Source organism: Candidatus Flexicrinis affinis (genome assembly GCA_016716525.1).
Taxonomy (GTDB): domain Bacteria; phylum Chloroflexota; class Anaerolineae; order Aggregatilineales; family Phototrophicaceae; genus Flexicrinis; species Flexicrinis affinis.
Genome location: JADJWE010000001.1, coordinates 1,240,395 through 1,266,494 on the forward strand (window position 1 = coordinate 1,240,395; position 26,100 = coordinate 1,266,494).

Below are 26,100 nucleotides of genomic sequence, written 5' to 3' on the forward strand. Positions count from 1 at the left end.
ATGGTCCTGCTCGGTTTTTCGGCTGCCGCGTTGGTCGTGATCGCCCTCGTGATGATCACGAATGTCCTGCTGTTCCCCCGACTGCGTGCCGCGAAGGCTTCTAAGGAACTGCACGGGGTGTCGGTAATCATTCCCGCGCGAAACGAAGAGGACCGGCTTGGCGTTACGCTAACGAGCCTCGTTTCGCAGACGACGGCTGACGTTGAGATTATCGTGCTCGACGATCACTCGACCGACCGTACCGCCGAAATTGCTCGCGCGTTTGCGCCGCGCGTCAAGACGATAAGCGGAACCCCGCTGCCGTTAGGTTGGACAGGGAAGAACTGGGCATGCCAGCAGCTGGCCGACGCGGCGCGCGGCGATGTCCTCGTATTCACCGATGCAGACGTACTGTGGACGGATGGCGGGCTTGCCGCAGCGGCGGCGGAATTCCGGCGGACGCGCGCCGATCTGCTCAGTATCTGGCCGACCCAAATCACGATGTCGTGGGCAGAGCGACTGGTCGTCCCGCTCATCGCACTTGTCATCTTCGGCTATCTGCCCGTTCTTGCGGTACATCGTGTACCGATCGCTGCGTTTGCCGCCGCGAATGGACAGTGTATGCTGTGGCGTCGTACAGCTTACGACCGGGTCGGCGGGCATCGGACCATCAGAGGTTCGGTGCTGGATGACGTCTTGCTGGCCCGTCAGGTCAAGCGGGCAGGGCTCCGCCTGCGCAACGCTGATGGCGCAGGATGGATCTCCTGCCGTATGTACGAAGACTGGGGCTCGGTGCGACGTGGATTCGCCAAGAACATCCTCGCGGGGTTTGGCGGCCCGATTCCGCTCATTGGCAGCATCGCGTTCCATTGGATCGTATTCTGGTGGCCATGGCTGTGGCTGTTTTCCGGCGGAGATGTCACAGCGTCGCTCGCTGTGATCGGGGCTGGAATCGCTGTGCGACTGGTGTCCGCCGCCGCGACGCGGCAGCGAACGCTTGATGCGCTTTTGATGCCGCTTTCCGTCGGCCTGATGACGGTCATCTCGTTCCAGGCGCTGTACTGGCACTTCGCGCGCGGAGGGCCGGAGTGGAAAGGACGCAAGGTTGCAGCGTAGTCTAGACAGCGCTGGGCGGCGTATCGTCGTAATTGGTGCAGGCATGGGCGGCCTCAGTGCCGCGATCCGCCTGCAGGCCGCAGGCTGCACCGTGACGGTGCTCGAGAAGAACCCCGCGATCGGCGGCAAGCTTAACCAGCTCATGCAGAATGGCTTCCGGTGGGACACTGGCCCGTCGGTGATTACGATGCGCCCGGTATTCGAGGACCTGTTTCGTGCCGCCGGCAAGTCGCTCGACGAATACGTAACCCTCGTGCCAGTCGACCCGCTGACCCGCTATTTCTGGCCCGACGGCACCCGGCTCGACGTGACCGCCGATTTGGAGCACATGGCGGCCGAGCTGGATCGCAGGTTTCCGGGTGACGGAGACGGATACCGGCGCTACCTCGACTACGCCGCCGAAATCCACCGGATCACCGGGCCGGTTTTCATCTACTCTGGGCCGCCGCGACTGTCGAGTTTCCTGCGTGTGCCGGTGCGCGACTGGCTCAAGGCTGACCCATTCCGGACGATGAGCGGCGCAATCGACTCATTTGTGTCATCTCCGCAGCTGCGCCAACTCCTGGGGCGGTTCGCGACGTACGTCGGTGGCAGTCCGTACTTGGCTCCAGCGACTCTCAACGTCATCGCGGCGGTCGAATTGATCGACGGCGTGTGGTATCCGCAAGGCGGCGTGTACGCGCTCGGTGAAGCGTTCCGGCGCTTGGCCGTCGATTTGGGTGTCGACATTCGTACCAACGTGGGCGTGCGCCGCGTGGTCATGGAAGGCGGTCGCGCGCGAGGTGTCGAACTGGCGGATGGAACCCTGCTGCCCGCGCACGCGGTCGTGTCGAACGTCGACGTCGCCGCGACATATGAGACCCTCCTTCCGGATATCCCCCACACGCGCAAGACGTACACGCGTCTGGGACGCCAAGAGCCGTCGTGCAGTGGGTTCGTGCTCCTGCTCGGGATCGACCGTGAAACGCCGGAACTTGCCCATCACAACGTGCTGTTCAGCGCCGACTACCGATGCGAGTTCGACCAGATCTTCAGCCAGCGCATACCGGCCGACGACCCGACGGTGTACATCGCCATAACGAGCAAGACGGACTCGGACCACGCGCCGGCGAACATGGAGAACTGGTTCGTGCTGGTCAATGCGCCAGCACTGGACTCGTCGTTCGACTGGCGCGACTATGCCCCGGCATATCGCGACCGCGTGCTCGACGTGATCGAACGATTCGGGCTTCGCGTCCGCCAGCACATCGTCAGCGAGACGATACTCACCCCGCTTGATCTGCAGACGATGAGCGGAGCATTCCGGGGTGCGCTATACGGCGCGTCGGCCAACAGCAGGTGGACCGCGTTTCGTCGGCCGCACAACCGCAGCGCGGACATTCCCGGCCTGTACTTCACCGGCGGAACGACACACCCCGGCGGCGGCGTTCCCATGGTGACTTTGTCCGGCAGGGTGGCGGCCGACATGGTGCTGGACGATCTGTCGTGAAGTGCTTCTACGCAGATGGTTTCGTGCTTCCGCTGCCTGAAGGCCATCGATTCCCGATGCGCAAGTACAGCCGCCTGCGCGAGCGACTTCTCGAACAGGGGATCGTATCGCCGGAAGACCTGATCGTACCGCCACCGGCCACCGACACCGAGATTCTCCGCTGCCACGACAGCGCGTATCTCGACAAGGTGGTACACGGCCGGCTGAGCGACGCCGAACAGCGGCGCATCGGCTTTCCGTGGTCGCCGCAGATGGTCGAGCGTTCGCGCCGGTCCGCAGGGGCGACCTTGATGGCTGCGCGGACGGCACTTGGCGGGGCGGGAATCGCGGCCAACCTTGCTGGCGGTACCCATCACGCTTGCCGCGATCACGGCGAAGGCTTCTGCGTGTTCAACGACGCCGCCATCGCCGCCCGCGCCATGCAAGCGCAAGGGCTTGCGCAACGCGTGATCGTGATCGACATTGACGTGCATCAGGGCAACGGAACTGCCGACATCGTCGCAGGCGATTCGAGTATCTTCGCGTTCTCGGTTCACGGCGAGCGGAACTTCCCGTTTCGCAAGATCGCCGGCGACCTCGATATCGGGCTTCACGAATCGATCACCGACAACGAATACTTGGAAGTCGTTGCAGAAGGAACGCGCCGGGCGATTGCGATGTCTGGCGCGGATTTTGCGATCTACATCGCGGGCGCCGATCCGTACGAAGGCGATCGACTGGGCAAGCTCAGCATCAGCAAGCAGGCGCTGGCCCAGCGCGACGCACTTGTATTAGACTTGTGTGCGCAGCATGCTATTCCGGTAGCCGTCGCCATGGGAGGCGGCTATGCACCCGATGTAGAAGACATCGTCGACATTCACCTCGCGACGATTCAGATCGCCAGTGAGAGAGCGCGCCGTTGGACAGCGTACAGCTAGACACGATCCGTCAATCGCTCCGCAAGCAGTTGAACGCCATTGTCAGCGTGCAAGCATGTTATCTGCCGCCGCATTCGCCGCAGGTTGTCGTACATACGTGGACCGGTGTCGTTATTCACATTCAGATCGTGACAGCCCCCCTCAAGACGCGATCGGTCCGCCGCATCGTGCAAGAGGCGACCGACTCTGGAATTGGCTCGCTGTTCATACTCGACCGCGAGCTGCTCCCGGCCCCAGACCTTCGGACAACGGTTCCGGAATGGCTGATGGCGATACATGCGCTCGCGCACGAACGTATCTACTGTGTGAGCATAGGGGAACGCGGCGTCGTGATCGAGCAGCTTCACTTCGAGCCGATTGGCGCGACTGGTGACATGGCCGCACGCTACGGCCCCGCCGTAAAGCTGGAGCGACTGCGCTATCTGCGCACGATCGTCAAGCCGCGCTACATACGAGGCGAATGGCAGATTGCGGACTTCGGGGTCGACGCGTTCTGGAAGGACCCGCACGAACCGCGCCATACATCTGCGGGTGCGCACTACTACCGCCCCGATCCGCGCGAGTACCAGTGGAAGTCGTGGAGCAGCACGGGTTGGGACCAGCCTTCGACTCAGGACATTCCCCGGCCCGCCATGCCGGTGCGAGACCGCATCGCCACGGCCTACGAACTGCTGGAGGTCGAGCGTGGCGCGACCAAAGAAGAGGTGAGCGCGGCTTATCGGCGCTTGGCCTTGGATTTCCACCCGGACACCAGCACGCTCCCGTCCGCGGAGGCGGAAGCGAAGTTCCGCGCGTTGAGTGAGGCTTACGAAGCGATCCAGCGAGCCAACCGCTGGAAGTAGAACGCAAACGGCCCCGGCATATTGCGACCGGGGCCGTCTGCTATCCGTTTTCGATTGGCGCGGTTAGGCGGCCAAGAACGGTGCGATCACCAGCGACACGATGGCCACCAGCTTGAGCAGAATGTTGAGCGACGGGCCGGACGTATCCTTGAACGGATCGCCAACGGTGTCACCGACCACTGCAGCCTTGTGCGGGTCGCTCTTCTTGCCGCCGAAGTTGCCGCGCTCAATGTACTTCTTGGCGTTGTCCCATGCGCCGCCGGCGTTTGCCATCATGACTGCGAGCATGAAGCCCGTGATGAGCGAGCCGAGCAACACGCCGATCAGCGTTTCCGTGCCAATGAACGTTGCGAACTGCGTGCCACGGGCCAGCCGAGCGCCAACCGCCACAAGCACGGGCACGGCGACGGCGATTACGCCGGGCAGGATCATCTGGCGGATAGCACTATCGGTGCTGATGGCGACGCACTTCTCGTAGTCCGGCTCAGCCTTGCCTTCCATCAGTCCGGGGATTTCCTTGAACTGGCGGCGGACTTCCTGCACGATGCCACCCGCCGCCTTGCCGACGGCGACCATCGTGAGGGCGCTGAAGACGAACGGCAGCAGACCACCGATGAACAGGCCGGTAATCAGGCGCGGATCGGTGACGCTGACCATGAACGCGTTCGGATCGGTCGTGATATCCGCTTCACCCGTAATGACCTGAATGAACGCGGCTGTAAGCGCGAGAGCCGTCATTGCGGCGGAGCCAATCGCGAAGCCCTTGCCTGTCGCGGCAGTGGTGTTGCCGAGGCTGTCGAGGGCGTCGGTGCGTTCGCGAACGCTCTCGCCCAGTTCCGCCATCTCAGCGATACCGCCTGCGTTGTCGGCAACCGGACCGTAGGCGTCGGTCGCCAGCGTGATACCCAGCGTCGCGAGCATACCCACTGCGGCCATCGCAATGCCGTACAGGCCGCCGAAGCCAAAGGCGACTAAGGTCGCGGCGACGACGACCAACACCGGCGCCATCGTGGACTGCATGCCGAGCGCGATGCCGCGGATGATCACGATGCCGGGGCCGCTTTGCGCCGACTCGCTGAGCTGCAGCGTCGGGCTGTACGTGTCAGATGTAAAGACTTCGGTGAAGAAGCCGATCAAGACGCCGGCCAGCAAACCGCTGATGGTCGCCACGATGATGCCACCCGCCTCGTTGCCGAGGATCAGCGCGCCGAGCACGATGACGGCCACTGCCACGCCACCGCTGGCTGCATACACGCCGCGGCGCAAGCTGGCGAGCAGGTCGCGTTGAGTCGCGCCTTCCTGAGTTTTGACGAGGAACGTGCTGCCAATCGAGATCAGCAGGCCGAACGCCGCCACGAGTAGGGGAAACGCCTGCTTCTCTGGATTGCCGGCACCGGCAGCCGCCGCGGCCAGTGACATCGTCGCAATGATTGAGCTCGCATAACTCTCGAACAGGTCGGCGCCCATGCCCGCCACGTCACCGACGTTGTCGCCGACGTTGTCCGCGATCACGGCCGGGTTGCGCGGGTCGTCTTCGGGAATGCCGGCTTCCGTCTTGCCAACCAGATCCGCGCCGACGTCGGCCGCCTTGGTGAAGATACCGCCGCCGACGCGGGCAAAGATCGCGATCGAGGTCGCGCCGAAGCTGAAGCCAGCGAGCGCATTGACCGCGTTGACGGGATCAATGGCATTGAAGATGATGAACAGCAGCGCGATACCCAGCAGCGCCAGACCGACCACCATGGTCCCCATGACGCTGCCGCTCGCGAACGCAACACGAAGACCCTGATTCAAGCTGTTCGACGCGGCTTGTGCCGTGCGGACGTTGGCGCGAACGGCAATGTACATACCGAAGAAGCCGGTCAGACCCGAGGCGATTGCGCCCGAAAGGTACGCAAATGGGGTCAGCGCCGTCATGCCGCCGTCGCCGTCAGCGAAGCTGAGCAGCAGCAGCACGACGAATACGATGACGACGAGGATGCCGACCGAACGCAGCTCGCGCTGCAGGAATGCCTGCGCGCCGCGCTGAATATAGCCGGCGATCCGGGTCATCTTCTCGTTACCAGCAGGTTGTGCAAGGATCCACCGACGCTGGTAGACGGCGAACCCGATGCCAATCACTGCCGCAATCAGCGTCAGCCATTGGGCGTTCTGTGCTAAGAAGTCCATGTTTCCCCTCGCAAACGAAGTGAGTGTAAAGCCGGCCACATGAGGCGAATGGTACCTGAAATTCGCGCTTTAGCAATAACCGGATCAAGACAAGCTCTAGACTGCGCTAGGGCAGAACTGCTTGGCAGAGTCCGCCTGCAATCGCACGTCCGATTGCTTCGCCCACGAGGTCGTGTCCGCGCTGGTTCCAGTGCGTGTCATACGTGTAATACACCATCTCGCCGGACGCAGCCGCGGTTTCAAGGACAGGAGTCAGGTCGATGGTCGCAAGGCCTTCGGCTTCGGCTCGCGCGAGGACGGCATCGCGCTGATTGCCGCGCGCCGCCAGCAACGCGTCGAAGGCGAGGGGTTCTTGACGCTGCGCAAGTTCGCCACTGTCGTTGAGGAGGGTGAGTTCGGCCTTCTCGATGAGCCTCGCCCGGCCCGCCTCGCTCAAATAGGGGAGGTAAACGTGGCTCTTGACGGGGAAGTACGCCAGCACGACGCACGCATCCGGCGCCTGTTCGAGGATGCGACGCCAACTGCGAGCCGTGAGATTGAGGTTGGCGGAATCCGCATAGGTCTCGACCGCGCCGGTGTTGGCCCACACGTACCCTTCGAGAAATGCAATGTCTTGGGCGCCGCCAGCCAATTCGACCTGCATGGGATACCGCTCGTCGCGTTCGGCAATTGCCGATACATCGGTTGGAATCATCTCGCGGTCGGTCACTTCGGACGGCGGCTGAAAGTCGCGCCCCCGACTGGTGACGGCGTTGGACAAGTCGTTGCCTTCGAAGAAGCCGATCACGACGATGTCCACGTCGGCCGCGTCGCCGTACAGTTCGAATGCCTGCATTTCCTCGCGCGGCCCGAAGCCACGGAAGCCGAGATTGCGCACCGGCCTGTCGAGCGCGGAGGCGAGCGCATCCGGCCACGGTCGTCCGACGTTGGCCGCTTCGGTAAACGAATCGCCCAGCGCGACCACGGGGTAGCGGTCGGCGGTGCGGTGCGGAACCCGGAAGCCTTCAGCATCCCACGCCAACCAGTGAATACTCAACGGCTGATTCGGATTCTCGACCGGGCGCATCCACGGCCCTTGATGGTAGAAAATGTCGCCCATCGCCACGGTGAACTGGATTGTATTGGGCCGAAGCTGGGGGAAAAACAGCAGTGCGGCACCGACGATGATGAGCGCAAATACGATACCGACGCCGATCAGGATGATGTTGAGTAGGCGTGGACTCAGGCTCGTGGGCTGTGTGGACGAGCTCAATGATGTGCCTTTCTGCAAGTGCGGTCTGGTATATCCCGGGTCGTGCGTGCACACAAGGCGCAATCCTGCGATCCTGCTATACTTCGACGCGAAAGGACGGGTATGACGCGAAACAAAGCGACCGGAGATCAAGGCGAGAGGCTCGTGTGTGCGTACCTCGAAGCGCGTGGGGATGAAGTCCTCGCGCGAAACTGGCGCTGCACTGAAGGCGAGATCGACATTGTCGTGCGTCGTGGCGACGCGCTGGCGTTTGTCGAGGTCAAGACGCGACGGCGCGGCGAGGCAGGTGACGCATTCGCCTCGATCACAGAGCGCAAGCGCGAGCGCATGATTGCGGCGGCGCATCGATATGTCGCTGAGATTGGCGCAGAGTCGGCGCCGTGGCAGATCGACGGCGCGGCCGTGCTGCTGCGCCGGGACGGCACCGGGCAGGTGACCTATGTGGAGGACATCCTTGGCTGGTAAGCCGCTGATTGTCATCCTCGGCCCTACGGCGGTCGGCAAGACGACGCTGGCGATCGACTTTGCGACGCAGGTCGGCGGCGAGATCGTCAGTGCCGACAGCCGCCAGATCTATCGCTACATGGATATCGGGACGGCCAAACCTACGTCGAGCGAACGGCGCGCCGTCCCGCACCATCTGCTCGACAGGGTCGACCCTGATGACGACGTGTCACTCGCCGATGTGCAACGATGGACGTACGAGGCGATCGACAATATCCATCAACGCGGGAAGCTGCCGCTGCTCGTCGGCGGAACGGGGCAGTATATCAGCGCGGTCATCGACGGGTGGGGTATTCCACAGGTGCCACCCAATGCCAAACTGCGCCGCGAGCTGGAGGCCGCAGCGGCACGCGAAGGAGCGGACGCCCTTCATGCCCGCCTGCGCACGTTTGATCCGGCCGCGGCCGACGCGATTCCGTACCAGAACGTGCGCCGGGTCGTGCGCGCGCTCGAAGTGTGTATCGAGACGGGCCGGCCCATCAGCGAGCTGCAGCGAAAGACTCCGCCGCCGTTTGCGGTTGCCGTAATCGGACTCACACTGGGGCGCGATGCGCTGTATGCCCGCGCCGACTCCCGCGTCGACCAGATGATCGCAGCCGGATTCGTCGACGAGGTCAGGATGCTGCTCGACCGCGGCTACTCGCGCGGTCTTCCGTCGATGAGCGGCATCGGCTACAAGGAGCTTGCAGCACACCTCCTCGACTCGGTGCCGCTCGACGATTCCGTCGCTGCGGTCAAACACGCCACACATGACTTCATACGCCGCCAGTACACGTGGTTCCGCAAGATGGGAGAGCGTGTCCTGTGGCATAATGTGGAGGATGTGGATACACGGGATTGGGTTCGGCTCTTGGATCGGCTGACCAGCGCATGACTCCGTTTTATCGTTCACGCCGTGGCTCGACGGCTTTCGGTGTGCTCTTGATCGTCGTACTTTTTGTGCTGGCCGGGCAGAACACGTTCTCGGACCTGTTCGCGCGCTTCTTGATTGACCTGCGCCCGAGCTGCGAGAATGCCCGCGGGGTGGTCGCGCGGGAATCGCATCAGTCGTTGATCGCGCGCGCGGCGGCACAGCGGCGGTCGCCGTTTCGCGTCGAACTCGAGATCGGCGCGTATCCCACCACGCCGGAAGGTTCACTGGTCGTGCGGATCATCCTCACCAACACGTCGATGGGTACCGCACCGTTCCTCCTTTCGGGTGGCGTCGCCGTGAACAACCCGGCCATCGACGGGTTCGGATTGCTCACGACCACGGCGCAGGTGACCGCACCGGCAGGCACAAACGCGCCGATTCCAGAGAGCAACATCCGCCTGCTCGTTCCGCTTCAGACCTGTGTGCAGTACCTTACATTGTCGGTTGCCGATCTGCAGACGTTCGGGATCAACCCCGGCAGCGTGCTGCGCGCATACTATCGCAACGCGTCGACCGGCTTGATTCAGACCAGCAGCCCGGGCATTTTCGTTGATCACGGCTTATGGACCGGCGTAGTCGAATCAGCATCCGAGGCAGTTCCAATCACACCGTCGGCAAACTAATGAGTTCGCCCCAAAAATGCTATAATGGGTGGAAATTCGTAATGTGTGATCATTGGCGACACACGGAGAAGATCGAATGTCAGATGCGAAGCGCAGCGCGCCGTCGCTGATCGTACTGGACGGACCGAACGCGAATCACGCGTACTCGATTGACAAAAGCGAGGTCGTGATCGGGCGCGAAGACACGTGCGACATCGTACTCAACGAGCGCCAGATTTCGCGCGAACATGTGCGGATCTTCGAGAGCGACGGCCGCTATTTCATCGAAGACAAAGGCAGCCGAAACGGCACGTGGATCAACGGCAAGAAGCTGGAAAACGCAACGCAAGAGCTGTACGACAACGACGAAATTCACATCGCGTTGGCGGTGCGCTTGCAGTTCGTCGGCTCGGGCGCGACGGCACCGCTTCCGTTCGAGGTACCTGAAACGCTCAACGGCCGGCTCAAGCTGGACCGCGAGGCTCGGCGCGTGTTCATTCAGGATCAGGAGCTTGATCCGCCGCTCAGCTTGCCGCAGTACCGCCTTCTGGAGCTGCTCTACTTGCACGCCGGACGTGTGTGCACTCGCGAGACGGTGGTCGAGACCGTGTGGCCGGACGTGGTGGGCGAGGGCGTTAGCGAACAGGCTATCGACGCGTTGGTGCGCCGTTTGCGCGACCGGCTTGCCGAGATCGACCCGGAACATCAGTACATCGTGACCATGCGCGGCCACGGCTTCCGCCTCGATCAGGGGTGAGATTTGCGATTACTGCAGCTTTAGGCACTATGGTAGTAACAGACGTGCGCCCCACGATTGGGACGCTCGTCTTAGTTCTGTGCTTTGCGCTGCAGTTTGACAACCGGCCCGTCACGCCCGTTCGTAGAACGCCCCGCGCGAGGCCGACGAGATGTAGAGCGCGGGCGTCTTGCCGGTCTGCGCATGGTATTCGCGTTCGACATGCGTGACGAAATCGTCGGCACCCTCGGCCGAGACGAGCGCTACACCGCAGCCGCCAAATCCGGCCCCGGTCATGCGTGCGCCGAAACATGCATCATGGCCGCGCGCTGTCTCGACGATCGCGTTGAGATATTCGGTCGACACTTCGAAATCGTCACGCAAGCTGACGTGACTTTCGTACATCAGCGCGCCAAGCCGCGGCGCATCGCTGGCGCGCATCGCCTCGAATGCGTCCAGCGTTCGCTGATTTTCGGTGATCACGTGCCTGCAGCGACGACGCGTCAAGTCATCGAGTTCACCGGCGCGTGCCGTGAATGTGTTCACAGAAACGTCGCGCAGTGCCTTCACGCCGAAATGCTTGGCGCCGGCCTCGCACTGCTGGCGACGCTCGTTGTATGCGGAGTGGACCAGTCCGCGCCGCGTTGAGGTATCCAACACGACAACCAGTGAATCTGTCGGAAGCGGGGCAGGGCTGACCTCCAGCGACCGACAGTCGATCAGCAGCGCGCTTCCAGCCTGCCCGGCGGCCGAGATCGTCTGGTCCATGATGCCGGTCTGCAGGCCGAGCCAATCGTTTTCGACCGCTTGCCCGCGCCGCGCCATCTCGATCGGATGCCACGGCATGTCGGCAAGGGCACAGAACGCGGCGCCCGCCGCCATCTCCAGCGCAGCGGACGACGATAGCCCCGCGCCAACCGGGATGTCGCCCTGAATGACGCCTTGCCACCCGTGCACGACGATGCCGTCGCGGGACAGCATGCGCGCCATTCCTTTGACGTACTCGGCTGGAGAGTGTTCGCCGCGGACGATCTTGTCGATCGGAAACGACTCGCTGCGGTCGAAATCTGCGAAGTGCATTGCGACCTGAGCGGTCTCAGATCGCGAGAATGCGATCCAGATTCCACGCTCGATCGCCATCGGAAGGACGAAGCCGTCGTTGTAGTCGGTGTGCTCGCCGATGAGGTTAACCCGCCCCGGCGCGAACGCGATCCACTCGGCTGCGTGGCCGTAACGCTCGTAGTACGCTTGCAGCGTCACCTCACGCAGACGGCTCATCGTCGTCCCCCATGTAGTGCCGGTCGGGCACTGCCTGCAGCCGCGTCGCCGCCTGTTCGGGCGTGATATCCCGCTGCGCCTCGGCCAGCAGCTCGAAACCGACCATGAACTTGCGGACCGTGGCAGACCGGAGCAGTGGTGGATAGAAGTGCGCGTGAAGCTGCCAGTGATCGTTGGCCTCGCTGTTGAACGGCGCCCCGTGCCAACCCATTGAGTAAGGGAACGATGTCTCGAACAGGTTGTCGTAGCGGACGAGCAGCGCCTTCATTACGTCGGCCAATCCGTCGCGCTGTGCCGCGTCGAGATCTGGCATGCGGCGTGCATGTCGGCGGGGTATCACGAGCGTCTCGAACGGCCACACCGCCCAATAGGGTACGACGGCGATCCATTCGGTATTCATAGCGACGACGCGCTCCGGGCGATCCTTTTCTAACTGCGCATAGTCAAGCAGCAGCGGAGTGTCGTGCTGGGCAAAGTACGCACGCTGACGCTCGTCTTCGATGCGGGCTTGGTTGGGAAGGAAGTCGCTGGCCCACACTTGACCGTGCGGGTGCGGATTCGAAGCCCCCATGGCCTCGCCGCGATTCTCGAACACTTGCACCCACTGATACTGATTGCCGAGGTCCGCGGTCTGCGAAGCCCACATATCAACGACACTGCGAATGGCCGGGGTAGACATGCGCGCGAGCGTCAAGTCATGGCGCGGCGAGAAGCACAGCACACGGCATGTCCCGCTGACGATGTCTGCCTCGAACAGCGACTCCGTGTAATGCTGATCGGCCGGCGCATCCGGAAGCAGCGCGGCGAAGTCGTTGGTGAACACGAACGTCTCCCGATAGTCCGGGTTCACTTCCTGATTGGCCCGCGTGTTGCCCGGACAGAGATAGCAAGCCGGATCATAGCGGGGCCGGGTCTCGGCGGGCGGGCGCTCGACTTGGCCTTGCCACGGCCGTTTCGTCCGGTGTGGCGATACGAGGATATAGTCGCCCGTCAGCGGGTTGAACCGCCGGTGCGGATACTCGGACAGGAGCGCCTCGATCATCTATGCGCCCTCAATCGCGGCTTGCCACGTTTCCATCGATGCGCGGTCGGGGCGGGGCAGGTCGGTACGGAATTGCCACGTTTCGACATGATCGACCGACGCGCCCGGCTCAAGCCAAACCAGCGGTCCGAGCGTCTCGACCTCGAGGAAGTACTCGTTGGTGAACAACTCGGCCGAGCACCCGAAGTCGGGATAGTCGGCGCCCAAGACAACATCGAAGCGCTTGATAAAGGTCGCGGCCGGCTGCCAATAGGCGAGCCAACCGGCTTCGACCAGCGTGCCCATCTTCTGCGGCGGTTGACCGGGTACACCGTCAAGCATGATGCCCGTCGGTGCATACGACCAACGCGGATCGCCCAAGTCGGTGTACGCCCAACACACGAGGCTACCGGCGGGAAGTAAAGTCTCAGAGTGCGGGCGGCGCTCTGGCAGCGGCATAACTGCTCGCCCGCCGAGTGGCATCACGGACAGCGCCCATGGCGCAACCCGGACCGGCCACACCCCGCGGTTGATCAACGTATGTGAGACCACGACCTCGGTGCCCTGCGGCGCGAGCGAAAGATCGAGCTGTTTTTCGATTTGAGTTTTGGCGTCGACCGAGCGGACTTGCAGCGTACCGGGCCGGGCTGACTCCACCTCGATCGGGTCGTTGTCGGGGATGTATGTGATATCCGTGTCTTCGGGCGCGATCCAGAAGCGGTGCCCGCCAACCAACTTCCATGCGTTCGCCGGCAGGGCCCGTGCGGCGTCGTACTGCTCGCCGAAGAGATTGACATCCAGCGACGGGCCGTAATGCAAGATGCGCGGGCCGAAACTGGCACTAACGACTACGTCGGCGCTTCCGTTGCCGAGATGAACGCATCCCGGCCAGCCACGGTATTCGATCTGTTGAGCCACGACACAACCACCTTATTCAAGTGCAACGCGCACCGAGGCCGAGTGCAGCCGCGGCGTGGTCGCAAGGACGACAGCTTCGCCCTGAGTATGGCGCGATTTGAGATAAACCGCACCCTGTCCACCAACCAACGGGAAAGACGTTTCCCCGAAGATGTCTGCGGGCCCATCGACCTCGAGCGTCACCATTGCGATCGCGTATGGCAGCACGTTCCCGTAATGATCGGTGATTCGGAAGGAAATGCGTGTCATGTCGATTCCGTCCGCCTTGATAGCGGCGTCATCGGCCGTAATTTCGAGGCGGGCCGGTACGCCGTCGGCGGCGACAGATTGCTCGATGACTGCCTTGTCCCCCACGAAGCCGACGACCCGCAGATCGTTCCACGGCTGTGCAAGGCGAATCGCCAGATCGGTCAACAGGATGGGCGGGTGCGGAAGGTGCGGGAAGTGTTCGCGGTCGGGATAGAATTTGCCTTGCGGCACGTCTCCGACATGCGCTTCGACATAATCGCAGTTGGTGAACACCCGCACCGGCAGGACCGTGTGGCCCTCGTCGTAGTCGCCGGCCTTCCAGCCGGACGCGATCTTGAGCACCGGCTTGACCTGCGGCGCCGTTTGGCTGAGATACGCGTACGCGGCGTATTTCGGCAGACGGAAGATGTCCATCACGCCGTGATAGCAGATGCGGTCGCCGGCGCCGAACTCCCGGTGCGTGTTGTAGTCGAACGCGCACCAACCAATTGCGCCGCTCACGCCGCCCATGCCTCGCGCCCGGTCCTGAATGCGCGCATGGCGCAGCGCGTGTTCAACCCGGCGCGCGTCGTGATCCCATGTCTTGGTCGGGAACATATGCCCGCTGTACTCGGTGACGAGATGCGGCGTGTGCTCAGGCTCGACGATCGTGTTGGAGAAGTCGTTGAATGTATACACGTCTTCGAGGAATTCCGAACCGAGGAAGAACCGGACGCCGCCGGTCTGGCGGGTCGGATCGAGTGTGCGGGCGAGGGCGTTGGTTTGGGTATAGAACGGCGTATTGTCCCATGACTCGTTGATACGAACACCCCACATGATGATAGACGGGTGGTTACGGTCGCGCTCGACCATCGCGCGGACATCGCGCAGCGCCAGCGACTGCCAGTCCTCATCGCCGATGTGCTGCCATCCCGGGATCTCCTCGAACACCAGCAGGCCGATCTCGTCACATCTGTCGAGGAAGTGCGGCGATTGCGGATAGTGCGACGTGCGGACGATGTTGACGCCCAGCTCGTCTTTGAGAATGTCGGCGTCCTTGCGCTGCAAACGGGCGGGCGCAGCAGCGCCAATGAACGGGTAGTTCTGGTGGCGGTTGAGGCCGACCAACTGCAAGCGTTCGCCGTTGAGATAGAAGCCGTCGTCCTTGAAGCGCGCTTCGCGGAACCCGAAGCGTGTCCACTTGCGATCCTGCGTGGAACGCTGCTCGTTCCCGAGATGGACGATCATGCGATAGAGCTGAGGATGTTCGGGCGTCCACAGCACGACAGGCGGCAGGTCGCGCAGCGTGACGGTCACCGTCTGCACGCTGTCGGGTTCCAATGTGACTGGGTGCGGTGTTTGCGTCCATCCGTCAGACTGCTCGATTCGGTCCTCGCGGCCGTACGCGATGTACAGCGACAGGTCGCGCTTATCGGCACTAACGTTACGCAGCGTGACGTCGACCTCGAGGTACGGCGAAGCGGTGAGGACATCACGCGGCTTAACGAACACGTTTTCGATGTGCGCAGTCTCGACGAGGCGGAGGGTGACGTCGCGGTAGATTCCGCCGAACACGAGGTAATCTACGGTGTGCCCGAATGGAGGGACATCCTTCCGTTCGGTCGAGTCGACGTACACGGTCAGCAGATTGTCGCCCGACTCGTTCAGGTGATCGGTGATATCGAGCGTGAACGGGACGAAGCCTCCGCGATGCTCCGGGAATGCATGCCCGTTGATACGCACGGTGGCGGAGGTCATGACGCCTTCGAACTCGAGGTGCGCCCGGCGGCCGTTCAGCGGCTCGGTCAGCGTGAAGTGCTTGCGGTATGTCGAGACGAATTGATACTCCTCGTCATCGAAGTTGTGGTATGGCAAGATGACGTTGGAGTGCGGGACGGTAACGGCGACAAAACTCGAGTCTGGCGCCGAGTCCGCGACGTGCTGCGCGCAGTACAGCCAGCCCTGATTGAACGGGAACGTGCTTCTCACTGTCAGTCCTTTGTAACATAAGCGGCCGAAGCCGCTAGATCATTGCTACTTGCCTGAGCCGAGCGTCAGCCCTTGAATGAAGTATCGCTGCACGTGCCGCCGAAAAGTCAAACTTACTCAGGGAAGAAACTACCGCCGAGGCAGCCGCGGCACGACGTTGGTCAATATCTCGTAATTAATCGTCCCGGTGCGCTCGGCAAGTTCATCTACCGAAATGTACTGATCGCCTTGCCGCCCGAGCAGCACGGCTTCGTCACCGATGCCGACCTCGGGGATATGGTTGACGCTGACGATCGTCTTCTCCATGCTTACCCGCCCGAGGATCGGGGCGCGTTGGCCGTGAAGCAGAACCTCGCCGAAATTGGGCGAGCGCCGGAATCCGTCACCGTAACCGACGGCGAGAATAGCCACCTGTTCCTCGCGTTCGGTTACGAACGTATTGCCGTAGCCTACCGGATGTCCCTTCGGCAGCGTACGCACTTGCGCGACCACCGCTTTCCATGTGAGTGCAGGCTGGAACCCGATTGGCACCTGGATCTCAGGCGAGGGGGAATAGCCGTACATCGCAATTCCGACGCGAACCATCGAGAAATGATTCGAGGGCGAAAGCAGCGTCGCGGCGCTGTTGGCGGCGTGCACGTACTTGAGTTCGAACCCGGTTGCCTTGAGCGGACGCACGACGTTGTTGAAACGCACGACCTGCTCGGCGGTGTGGTCGGCATCCGAGTCGGCCGATGAGAAGTGCGTATACAGGCCCTCAATCTCAAGGTAAGGGAGACTGCGCAACTGGCGGAACAGTGCCATCGCTTCCTCGGGCAGCAAACCGAGCCTGCCCATGCCCGTGTCGACTTTGATGTGCGCCTTGACCCGTTGCCCGGCATCGCGCGCGGCGTGATCGTAAGCTTGCGCTTGTTCAACGTCGTACAGCGTTAGGGTGAAATTGTGTTGAATCGCAAGCCGAACATTGTCGTACGGCACATAGCTCATGACCAGCACGGGTGCAGTGACTCCGGCGGACCGCAAATCCTGTGCCTCGAAGACGTTCGACACGCCAAGATACTCCGCACCGTTTGCCAGCGCCGTTTGAGCGACTAGAGCCGCGCCATGTCCGTAGCCATCCGCTTTGACGACGGCCATCAGCGTGACGTTAGGGCCAACCATCTGCTTGAGCAGCTTCACGTTTGTGGCGATTGCGCCGGCATCGACCTCGATCCACGTAGGCCGGCCTGATCCCATCGTGCGGCGAATCAATGTGCGGCGCACGGTCGTCGTCCGGTGATGGTCCTGCTTGACCAGTCCTTGCGAAATCTCCGCGATTTCATCCTCCGGCCCGCCTTTGACCAACACAACGTCGTTCGACGTCAGGCCAAAGCGGCCAAAGAGCGTATTCAGCGCGCTGACGGCGCTGTACGAATTGTAGACCTGCTGTTGATTGAAGCCCCACTCGAGGGCGCTTCGGCTAACAGCGGTCGCGGTCGCGCCATGCGTGATGAGTGCATCTACGCAATCGGTGACTTTTTGGCCGATCAGGCGCGGTCCCTGCGATTCGTACTCGCCTTGGGCGTCAAACTCACCGAGGATCGCGTATGCACTGCCGCGCGTATCGCGCACCGATCCGAGCCAGTCGAGCGCGGCCAGCATCGACTCGGTGTTCGACCGGTGCGAGTCGTCCACGATCAACGAGTTGTTGATCCCCAGTATTGGCTGCATGCGGCCGGGCAGAGGTTCGAGCGAGGTGATCGCTTGCAGGACATCCTCGACCCGCATACCCGCATGTACGACCGCCACCGCCAGCGTGAACAGAATCGCATACAGATTATGCTTGCCGAGGAGCGGGCTCCAGCAGCCGAGATAACGCTTTCCGTCGTAGAGCAGGTCGAAACCAGTTCCCTGGATTCCGACGATCACGTTGTAAGCCATGAAGTCGTTGCCGAAACTGTCGATGCTGACCGTGATGGCCGCGGCTTCGGTGGCTTCCTTGGCGAAGCGTGCATACTCGTCGTCCGCATTGATGATTGCCAAGCCGGTACGATCAAGACGGGTGATGATGCCGGACTGGTCTTCCGCCAACCGCTCGATCGACTCGAACGCGGCCAAGTGCGCATGATGTACGTTGGTCAGGATTCCAACCTGCGGCGATGCTACGGCAAGCATGGCCTCGAGTTCGCCGGGATGATCGGTTGGCAGGCGGATGACTGCGTATTGATGTTCAGGCAGCAGCGTCGCCAAGCTGACAGGAAGCGCGCTGCGGTTGGCCACGTCGACGTTTAGGTTCGAATGTACCTGAAAGCGCGTTTTGAGTACGTGTTCGAGGGCGTGAATGGTGGTCGACTTGCCGGCCGACCCGGCGACGCCAATCAGCGTGGGCTGATACCGCTTCAGGATGAACTTTGCCCACGACAGCAGCGAGCTTTGGGTGTCGCGGACGATGATGACGGTGACGGAAGACGTGTCGCAGTCTGGCACGCGAGAACATAGCACGCCAGTGACGCCGTTCTGGATGGCGCGTTCGATGAAGCGATGCGTGTCTCCCTGTGGCGTGACTGTGGCAACGAACAGTTGATTGGGGCCGCTGGGCTGCGGCCCCAAGCACAAGCCTGTGAAGATCTGCGAGACAGGTTGGCCGTATAGCTGTCCGTTCCCCGCTTGCAGCAAGTCATACAGGCTGATCATGCGACTTGTCTCGTCCCCCGACTACGCTCGCAATAAGTCGTGTCGCGGCCACTCGTGATGGCAGCACGGTTCCTATCGCGGAATGTACAGTGGCACGCCCGCGTAGATCAAGTTCAGGTTCAGCAGGCGGTTCGCCTCGGCAATGCGATAGATGTTGACCCCGAAGCGAGCGCCGATGCGGAACAGTGTGTCTCCCCGCTGAACGTAGTAGTACTGCCCTCCGACTGGCGGATACCAAGGTCCGGGTGCAGACTCGAAGACCGGCACGCGCAGTCCCTGATTCGGGTAGATCACGCTCGTGATGAGCCCGTTTGCGCGCTTTATCGCGTCAACGGTCGAGTTGTACTTCACGGCGATCTCGCTCAAGGTATCACCGGGACGCACAATGTAGTAGACGCTTGTGCCGCTCGCGGGGGGAGGTGTGGTGTCGGTGCCCGGAGGCGGAATAATGAGCGACTGCCCGTAGTAGATGTAGTTGGGATTGGCGATGCCGTTGGCCGCCGCGATGGCTCCCACAGTCGTCTGGAAGCGCGCAGCGATCTTGGCGAGCGTGTCCCCTGGTTGCACGATGTAGGTCTGCTGTGCAGACACGACCGAAACCATGACAAGAGTACAGACAAAAACAACGAATAACTTCAGCGCGCGACGCCCGTTCATCCGGACCCCCTATGCGTCAACTCTCACTCATTAAGAGTATAACGATAACGCGCCCTAAATACACACAATGTACGCGACTAGCGCATCCATGTTTCGTCGAACGCGGCACCGCAGCTCCGGCAGTACTGCGCGTTGAGCTCAACCCATGCGCTGTTGCCGCAGCTCGGGCAGTAGCGCCGCGGGAGGCCATCGCCGAGACGAGTCTCGACTCGATCGACGTATGGCTTGAGCTGGATTAACGAGGCACCGAAGAACCCGCCTCCGGCCCGGGGCTCGTTTCGGGTCGCGATGCCCACGACGGCGTTGTCGCGGTTCGTGATCGGTCCGCCGCCGGCATCCCACAGTGAACCGACATCGGTTCCGAACCAGCGCTCGCCGTCGGAGGCGGCCACACAGCGGCCTTGCAGCGGCGTTTGGCCATAGCCATGTATCGTGATGAACTGATCGGGCAAGACCTGCGCACCGGAATCCACGTTGAGCAGGTTCGAGACGGTGTGCGGCGTGTCGATCAACGCGAGATCGAGGGCTGGAGACGACCATACCACCGTGCCCTGCAACTGCTGCTGGGGCCCCAGCAGTACACTGACCGTAGTACATGCACCGACCACGTGACGCGTCGTGACGACGAGGCCGCTTCCGCTGACGAAAAAGCCCGAGCCATCGCCATGGGGACCACCCGAGACGCCAAGCACCGGGAAATACCCGCCAAGGTTGGTCTTTGCGGCCCGCGGCGTACCGGAAAGCGGCGCTGTCGGCTTGGGTGGGGCCATTCCGGGCGGCGGAGGCATCGTCGTGCGGCCGAGGCGGCGCGATGCCTCGACGTTGTGCGGGTCGAGGTCGAGCGCCATCATAAGACAGGCGCGCTTCTCCACCGACGTGAAAAACGAATCAGACAACGTGACCCATGCGCGCGCCCGCTGCTCGGGAAGCAGGTTGGCCTGCCGGATGAGCCTGCGCAGGCGGTCGCGTGCCACTTCGGTTCGCCCGTGCTGCAGTTCATAGAGTGCGGCGTCGATCTCACGTTGAATAGGCATCGCTGTCTATCCCGTTCTTCTTGACGTAGGAGTCGGGCACTTCGATTCCCAGAAGGCTCCAGAGGCGGTTGACCATACCGCGATAACGCATGCCTCGGCTGAGCAGGATCATCGTGAGTGGGAACAACGTCGCGCACAGGATGATCGAACCCATGCCCCCGGGCGTTGACGGGTCGGGCGCGGTGTATCGGAACAGCTCGGGCAGGATGTAGAACGAAACCATCGTCAGCAGCCCGGCCGTTGTGCTGATGACCACAACGCGGCGATTCTTGCGGAACGAGGAGCGGTCAGCGATATCGACGCCCTGCACATTCCAGACGATCAGGACGCCGAACAAGCAGATGAACTGCGTCACGATTCCGCGTGCGACATCGAGGTTGGCGTCGTTCATGGCGTAGGTCAAGGCAAACAGAACGGTCAGGACGACCGCGCCGACAAATCCGCAGACGACGAGGTAGTCCACGACATCGCGACGGAAGTCTTTGATGAACTTAGGCCGGATGATGCCGAACGCGATAAACGTCGCCGGCATGTTCACTGTACCGAACGACGCCCAACTCATCTGAATCGGCGTAATCGGGAAGGGCAGCATCATGAACCCGACGAACACGAACAGCAAGATGTTGTACAGGTTGCGTGCCATGAACATCTTGGTGGTGCCAAAGATGGTCTGTGTAATCTCGCGCCCTTCGAAGAACGCGCGCGGCAGTGTGGACATCGCGTTGTTCAGCAGCACGATGTCCGCAACATCTTTGCTGATCTGAGTGCCGTCGTTCATCACCACGGCAAGGTTGGACGATTTCAGCGCGGGGACGTCGTTCACGCCATCGCCAACCATTGCGACGTACTCGCCCTCGTGTTGGAGCGCTTTGACGAGTTTCTGCTTGGTTCCGGGCTCGATCCGTGCGAATACGCTGCCTTGCCGCGCGGCGACCTCGAAGTCCGCCTCCGTCATGTGCTCGAGCTGATCGCCGGTGTAGGCGTACGTCGTGTCCATACCCGCTTGGTGCGCGATGGCGCGAACCGTCTCGATGTTGTCCCCGGAAATCACCTTTAGCTTGACGTCCAGATCGCGGAATTGGGCCAACGTATCCTGGATATCGTCGCGTATGTGATCGTCCATGACGACGAGCGCAACTGGCATCGCGTGCTGGGTATCCATCACCGAATCGTCTGGTAGTTCGTCCAATCGGGCAAATCCGAGGACACGCATGCCTTGAGCGGAAAGTTCGCTTGCCTGCACCAGTGCATCCTGACTGGTGATCAGCCGTTCAGGAGCACCGAGGGCGAGAGTCGTGTCGTTGAACTGGATGGCGCCCCATTTCCGGCCGGATGTAAACGGAATCTCACGCACTTTGTGATATCCGTTCTGCGACGTGTTTTGCACATACGTACTGACAGCGCGCGCTGTCGAATTCAAATGGCTGAGGCTCTCGGTGTACGCCTTGAGCATCGGGCGGATTTCGGACTCGGCGTGCCCATTGAGCGGGATAATCTCGACGACTCTCAGCCGGTTCTGCGTAAGCGTACCGGTCTTGTCGAAGCACAGCACCGTGACGTTTGCCATCGACTCGACCGCGTTGGTCCGCTGGATCAACGTCTTATGCCGGCTGATCCGTATCGCGCCGAGCGTGAGCGACAGCGTCGCCACCAGCACGAGACCTTGTGGAACGAGGCTGGTAATGAACACAACGAGGTTGCGGACGGCATCCAGCATGATTTCGCCGCGCAGCAGGCTCGCAACAAAGAGCATCGGCGACAGCACGAACATCAGGATGATCGTAATCTCCACGATCACCGCGATCTTGCGCTGCGTCGGCGTCAGTGTGTTCTTGTACGCCTTGGCAATGGTCGAAAGCCGGTTGATGGTCGTCTCTGCGCCGACCTTGTTAGCGCGCATCACGCCAGACCCGGCCACGCAGAACGAGCCGGAAGTGACCTTGTCATCCGGCAGCTTGAAGACCGCGTCAGACTCGCCAGTCAACTGCGACTCGTCAACCTCCAGCGAATCGCTAGTCACGACGAGGCCGTCCACCGCGACACGATCTCCGGGCTCAAGCGCGATTAAGTCGTCGAGGACGATGTCTTTGATGTTGATGGTCTGCAAGGTGCCGTCACGGTAGACGCGCGCTTCCTTGGCCGCAAGCGCGGCCATCCTGTCAAGCTTGCGCTTCGCCTGTATTTCCTGCACCATACCCAGAAGCGAGTTGGTCACGACGCTGAAGCCGGCGAAGAATACCGTAGCGTAGTCCTGCGCCAGCGTGACGATCAGCAAGAGCGTGAAGAGCACGAAATTGAACAGGTTGAAGACGTTGTCGCGGGCAATCTGCAGATAAGAGCGCCCCGATCGTGCTTCAAACTTGTTGGTCTGTCCGCGCCGCACGCGGTCGGCGACTTCGGCCGCAGTTAGTCCGGTGAGCAATGGCACCGATCCCTCTTGAGTAGTATGGAACGCCCCGATTGTATATCACAGCGACGCGACAAACGATATGCGACGCCTCGTGTGCAGTGGGATGGAACTTTGGTGATTTCACACAAACAGAACGCTGGGCTTACGATTGCAGGGGTTGCTGGCCGAAGGTTAAAATCAGGTAAAGAGTGTAAGGAGCCAATGTGCCCACAATTCAGGAGTTCGTGGCGTGACGTATCGCGGCACCTTCATGTTTGTCCTTCACAGTCATCTGCCGTATGCGCGCCTTGCGGGGCGCTGGCCGCATGGCGAGGAATGGATACACGAGGCTGCAGCGGAGACGTACGTCCCACTTCTTGAGACTCTGTACGATCTGGCCGAGGAAGGCGTTCACTACAAGATCAACATCGGCATTACGCCGATCTTGGCCGAACAGCTTGCCGATCCGCTGATCTTGCAGCACTTCGAAGAGTATCTGGACGAACGTATTGCCGCAGCGCGGCGCGATATTCTGTTCTTCAGCGGCCTGCCTGTCGACTCTGAACAGCCCCTGCGTGCCGAAGGCCGCGTGGTGGTCACGGATGAGAAGCAGACCGCGATCGATTCGCGCATCGTCACCGAACAGCGTGCGGCAGTCGAGGCGGAAGCCGAGGCCGGCGGCAACCCGCCGCGTCCGTCAGTCGTGACGACGTATGAGCCGGTGCCAACCGCCGAGCCGCACCTGCGCTATCTTGCCGAGTGGTACAAAATCCACTACGAGAACGTGAAGCGTGCGTTCAAGAATCGCTTTGGTCGCGACATTATCGGCGCGTTTCGTCAACTTCAGGACGACGGTTTCGTCGAGATCATCACCAGTGCCGCCACGCATGCCTATCTGCCTCTGCTCGGCCGCGACAGCACGATCTCGGCACAGCTTCAAGCGGGAAAGGCGTCGTATCAGCGGTTGTTTGGACGGCACGCGCGCAGCTTTTGGCTGCCGGAGTGTGCGTATCGGCCGGCGTACTACTCGCGTGGGCAGCTGCGAGTCGGGCTGGAGACATTCCTCGCGGAGCAGGACTTTACGGTCTTCTTCACCGAAGCCCAGACGATCACAGGGGGACAGCCGATAGGAATGGCAGCTGGCGACATCGTCGGCCCTTATGGGCAGATCAAGCGTCGCTATGTCATCCCGGCCGTCAACGACATGCCGAAGCGCGATACGTCGACGTTTCAAGCGTACTTCGTGAGCGACAGCGCGGCCGGAGAGGGTGCGCTGCATCACTCCGGGGTCGCCATACTCGGGCGCAATGCCGCGACCGGCCAGCAAGTGTGGAGCGCCCACCTCGGGTATCCCGGCGATTTCGATTATCGAGAATTCCACAAGAAGGCCGGAACCAGCGGATTCAAGTACTGGCGGGTCACTGGTGCGAACTACGACCTAGCGGTGAAGGACTACTATCACCCGGACTGGGCGGCATACAAGGTCGAGCAGCATGCGGAGCACTTTGCCCATCTCGTGGCCGACCAACTTCGCGAGCACTATACGGAGACCGGTTCACCCGGCGTCGTCGTCTCGAGCTATGACACCGAGCTGTTCGGCCATTGGTGGTTCGAAGGCGTGCTGTGGATTGAAAAAGTGCTTAGGCATCTGGCGAACGACCCGAGCATCGAGCTCAAGACCGCGAGCGAGTACGTGCATGCGGAACCGCCGTCGAGCGTCCTTCACATTCCTGAGAGTTCGTGGGGTGCAGGTGGCAATCACTTCACGTGGAACAACACGGACACCCGTTGGATGTGGGCGCCGATCCACGAAGCAGAACTTCGCATGGAGGGGCTTGTCATTCGCTATCCAGACCCCACGCCGGAGGAATGCACAGTGCTCAATCAGGCCGCGCGAGAGGCGCTCCTGATGCAAAGCTCGGATTGGCCGTTTCTTGTGACGACGGGGCAGGCCCGCGATTACGCCATTCAGAGATTCAATCAGCACCTCGAACGGTTCACGAAGCTGGCCGATAGTCTGGATCGCAAGAAGCCGGATGTGGCGCTTGCGGAGCAGTACTTCGAACTCGACAAAGTGTTCCCGGACATCGACTATCGATGGTTCCGCGCCCGCGAGTAAGCCTCTATGCCTGTATCGCCTGCCTGCTGATTGCGGTGTTGACCGGATCCGCGGCGGCGCAGCAGGACGATTCCGTCACCACGACAGTGATTCTGCCCGGCACGGAGGTCACTGGCGTCATCAGCGCCGGCGCCTTGTTCGACGTGTGGGAGTTCGAGGGCCGAGCGGGCGAAGAATACCGCGTGGAAATGACCGGTTCGGATGGACTGGCGCCGTTGGTCGGACTGCGTAGCACCAGTGGCGACATCGTGGTCGCAAGCAACGTCTTGGCCGACGGATCGACCGCCGAGTCCGAACCGAACGGGTCTGCCCTCCTCCTATTCGAGATCCCCTCAGACGGGTCGTACGCGCTGATTGCCACACGGGCTGGCGCGTCCACTGGCAGGACGACAGGATCGTACATACTCCGTTTCGACCTTATGCGTCAGCCCGAACCAACGCCGGACACCCAAGCCGACGTCACTTTCCGCTGTGGCGACGATGTCTTGCCTGCCGCTCTGGCTCTCATCGTTGGCGATCAGGGCGAGCAGGGCGATGGACTCACGGTGACTGTATTCGGGTTGGATGGGTTCGTGCCGGTAGTGCGCTTGGATCGCGGTGACGGCCAGTCGCCGTGCGTCGACGAGAGTGCGGCGCTGACTAGTGATGAGTGGTTCGTCGCGAGCCTGCCAGATGGCACTGAGGTTACGTTCGACGACTCGAACAACGAGGCATCCGTACTGTTACGCCACGAGCATGGTGACACGCCCGTGCCGGTCACGATTACGATCGGAGGGCGCGGGACTCTGTCAGGTGCGTTGGTCGTCGTGGTCGAGGGGCTGACCATCGAGCGCGAGGGGGACGTGGACGCGGTGGTGGTCCAGCCCGGGCCGCGCGCTCGCGGCAGCGACATGATCCTGTGGATGCTCAGGGCTGGCTTTTCCCGTCTCGACCCGCTCATTGAGGTGGCCGAGGGGGCGGCATGCGCCGATGTCGGGCTACGCACGTGTGACGAGAGCTTGCGCGGCGTGTCCGTAGCACGGCGTAACGGCGCGGAGACCGTCTGGCAGACCGACCGGCTTGACAGCGTGGGACGGTTAACCCTCAGCGAACTAGCCGGCGTCGAGACGAGGCTGTCCAGTGGAAACCCGCGCACGACGGGCGGCTACACGCTCGTCCTGTACGTATCGCTGCCAGCCGAGCGTTGAAGCTGTGTGATGATCCTCGTTGTGTTCTAAGCTATACTTTGTGATATGTTGTATTCGGTCAAGCGACCGCAACACCATCCGCAGCATT

General features: G+C 61.9%; 20 protein-coding genes. 10 read left to right on the forward strand and 10 right to left on the reverse strand.

Annotated features, from left to right (window positions below):
* The 4 genes from IPM16_05260 to IPM16_05275 are packed head-to-tail and all read left to right on the forward strand — an operon-like array spanning position 1 to position 4,343.
* Entirely contained in the window at positions 1-1,095 is a 1,095-nt protein-coding gene (locus IPM16_05260; GenBank protein MBK9122517.1) for a glycosyltransferase, read from the forward strand.
* On the forward strand, positions 1,085-2,584 hold the full coding sequence (gene crtI / locus IPM16_05265) for a phytoene desaturase (protein ID MBK9122518.1): 1,500 nt from the start codon (positions 1,085-1,087) through the stop codon (positions 2,582-2,584). The genes IPM16_05260 and crtI overlap by 11 nt, the downstream gene beginning before the upstream one ends.
* Positions 2,581-3,501 (forward strand): histone deacetylase, encoded by a 921-nt coding sequence (locus tag IPM16_05270; protein MBK9122519.1) that lies wholly within the window; start codon positions 2,581-2,583, stop codon positions 3,499-3,501. Before crtI ends, IPM16_05270 begins: the two co-directional genes overlap by 4 nt.
* Positions 3,483-4,343, forward strand: coding sequence for a J domain-containing protein (locus tag IPM16_05275; protein MBK9122520.1), 861 nt, complete (start codon positions 3,483-3,485; stop codon positions 4,341-4,343). Before IPM16_05270 ends, IPM16_05275 begins: the two co-directional genes overlap by 19 nt.
* Before the next feature lie 63 nt (positions 4,344-4,406).
* Here the strand turns inward: IPM16_05275 and IPM16_05280 are convergent, their stop codons facing one another.
* On the reverse strand, positions 4,407-6,512 hold the full coding sequence (locus IPM16_05280; GenBank protein ID MBK9122521.1) for a sodium-translocating pyrophosphatase: 2,106 nt from the start codon (positions 6,510-6,512) through the stop codon (positions 4,407-4,409).
* A 106-nt stretch (positions 6,513-6,618) separates the two neighbouring features.
* Positions 6,619-7,764, reverse strand: a complete 1,146-nt coding sequence (locus IPM16_05285; protein MBK9122522.1) for a hypothetical protein — start codon at positions 7,762-7,764, stop codon at positions 6,619-6,621.
* Between the two features lie 102 nt (positions 7,765-7,866).
* On the opposite strand from IPM16_05285, the gene IPM16_05290 reads away from it, so the two are divergent.
* From IPM16_05290 to IPM16_05305, 4 genes are all read left to right on the forward strand, one after another.
* Positions 7,867-8,229, forward strand: a complete 363-nt coding sequence (locus IPM16_05290) for a YraN family protein (protein ID MBK9122523.1) — start codon at positions 7,867-7,869, stop codon at positions 8,227-8,229.
* Positions 8,204-9,142 carry a tRNA (adenosine(37)-N6)-dimethylallyltransferase MiaA gene (miaA, locus tag IPM16_05295; GenBank protein ID MBK9122524.1) on the forward strand — a complete coding sequence of 313 codons (939 nt, stop codon included), beginning with the start codon at positions 8,204-8,206 and terminating at the stop codon, positions 9,140-9,142. The genes IPM16_05290 and miaA overlap by 26 nt, the downstream gene beginning before the upstream one ends.
* Before the next feature lie 47 nt (positions 9,143-9,189).
* Positions 9,190-9,804, forward strand: coding sequence for a hypothetical protein (locus IPM16_05300; GenBank protein ID MBK9122525.1), 615 nt, complete (start codon positions 9,190-9,192; stop codon positions 9,802-9,804).
* Between the two features lie 76 nt (positions 9,805-9,880).
* Entirely contained in the window at positions 9,881-10,540 is a 660-nt protein-coding gene (locus tag IPM16_05305) for an FHA domain-containing protein (GenBank protein MBK9122526.1), read from the forward strand.
* A 111-nt stretch (positions 10,541-10,651) separates the two neighbouring features.
* Here IPM16_05305 and galK read toward each other — a convergent pair whose 3' ends face one another.
* The 8 genes from galK to IPM16_05345 all read right to left on the reverse strand — a co-directional run bounded on the left by galK (position 10,652) and on the right by IPM16_05345 (position 22,745).
* Complete coding sequence (galK, locus tag IPM16_05310; protein MBK9122527.1) at positions 10,652-11,797, reverse strand: galactokinase; 1,146 nt, start codon at positions 11,795-11,797, stop codon at positions 10,652-10,654.
* Entirely contained in the window at positions 11,781-12,839 is a 1,059-nt protein-coding gene (locus IPM16_05315) for a UDP-glucose--hexose-1-phosphate uridylyltransferase (GenBank protein MBK9122528.1), read from the reverse strand. The genes galK and IPM16_05315 overlap by 17 nt, the downstream gene beginning before the upstream one ends.
* Positions 12,840-13,736 (reverse strand): hypothetical protein, encoded by an 897-nt coding sequence (locus tag IPM16_05320; GenBank protein MBK9122529.1) that lies wholly within the window; start codon positions 13,734-13,736, stop codon positions 12,840-12,842. It abuts the gene before it with no gap.
* 12 nt (positions 13,737-13,748) lie between these two features.
* Positions 13,749-15,953 (reverse strand): glycoside hydrolase family 2 protein, encoded by a 2,205-nt coding sequence (locus IPM16_05325; GenBank protein MBK9122530.1) that lies wholly within the window; start codon positions 15,951-15,953, stop codon positions 13,749-13,751.
* Positions 15,954-16,082: 129 nt separating this feature from the next.
* Positions 16,083-18,626, reverse strand: coding sequence for an alanine racemase (gene alr / locus IPM16_05330; protein ID MBK9122531.1), 2,544 nt, complete (start codon positions 18,624-18,626; stop codon positions 16,083-16,085).
* A gap of 72 nt (positions 18,627-18,698) precedes the next feature.
* Positions 18,699-19,217, reverse strand: coding sequence for a LysM peptidoglycan-binding domain-containing protein (locus IPM16_05335; GenBank protein MBK9122532.1), 519 nt, complete (start codon positions 19,215-19,217; stop codon positions 18,699-18,701).
* 143 nt (positions 19,218-19,360) lie between these two features.
* A complete protein-coding gene (locus tag IPM16_05340) occupies positions 19,361-20,317 on the reverse strand; it encodes a trypsin-like peptidase domain-containing protein (protein MBK9122533.1) in 957 nt (318 codons plus the stop codon).
* Entirely contained in the window at positions 20,301-22,745 is a 2,445-nt protein-coding gene (locus IPM16_05345) for an HAD-IC family P-type ATPase (GenBank protein ID MBK9122534.1), read from the reverse strand. Before IPM16_05345 ends, IPM16_05340 begins: the two co-directional genes overlap by 17 nt.
* A 211-nt stretch (positions 22,746-22,956) precedes the next feature.
* On the opposite strand from IPM16_05345, the gene IPM16_05350 reads away from it, so the two are divergent.
* Positions 22,957-24,825 (forward strand): DUF1957 domain-containing protein, encoded by a 1,869-nt coding sequence (locus IPM16_05350; protein ID MBK9122535.1) that lies wholly within the window; start codon positions 22,957-22,959, stop codon positions 24,823-24,825.
* A complete protein-coding gene (locus IPM16_05355) occupies positions 24,804-26,012 on the forward strand; it encodes a hypothetical protein (protein ID MBK9122536.1) in 1,209 nt (402 codons plus the stop codon). Before IPM16_05350 ends, IPM16_05355 begins: the two co-directional genes overlap by 22 nt.
* Positions 26,013-26,100: the final 88 nt, after the last annotated feature.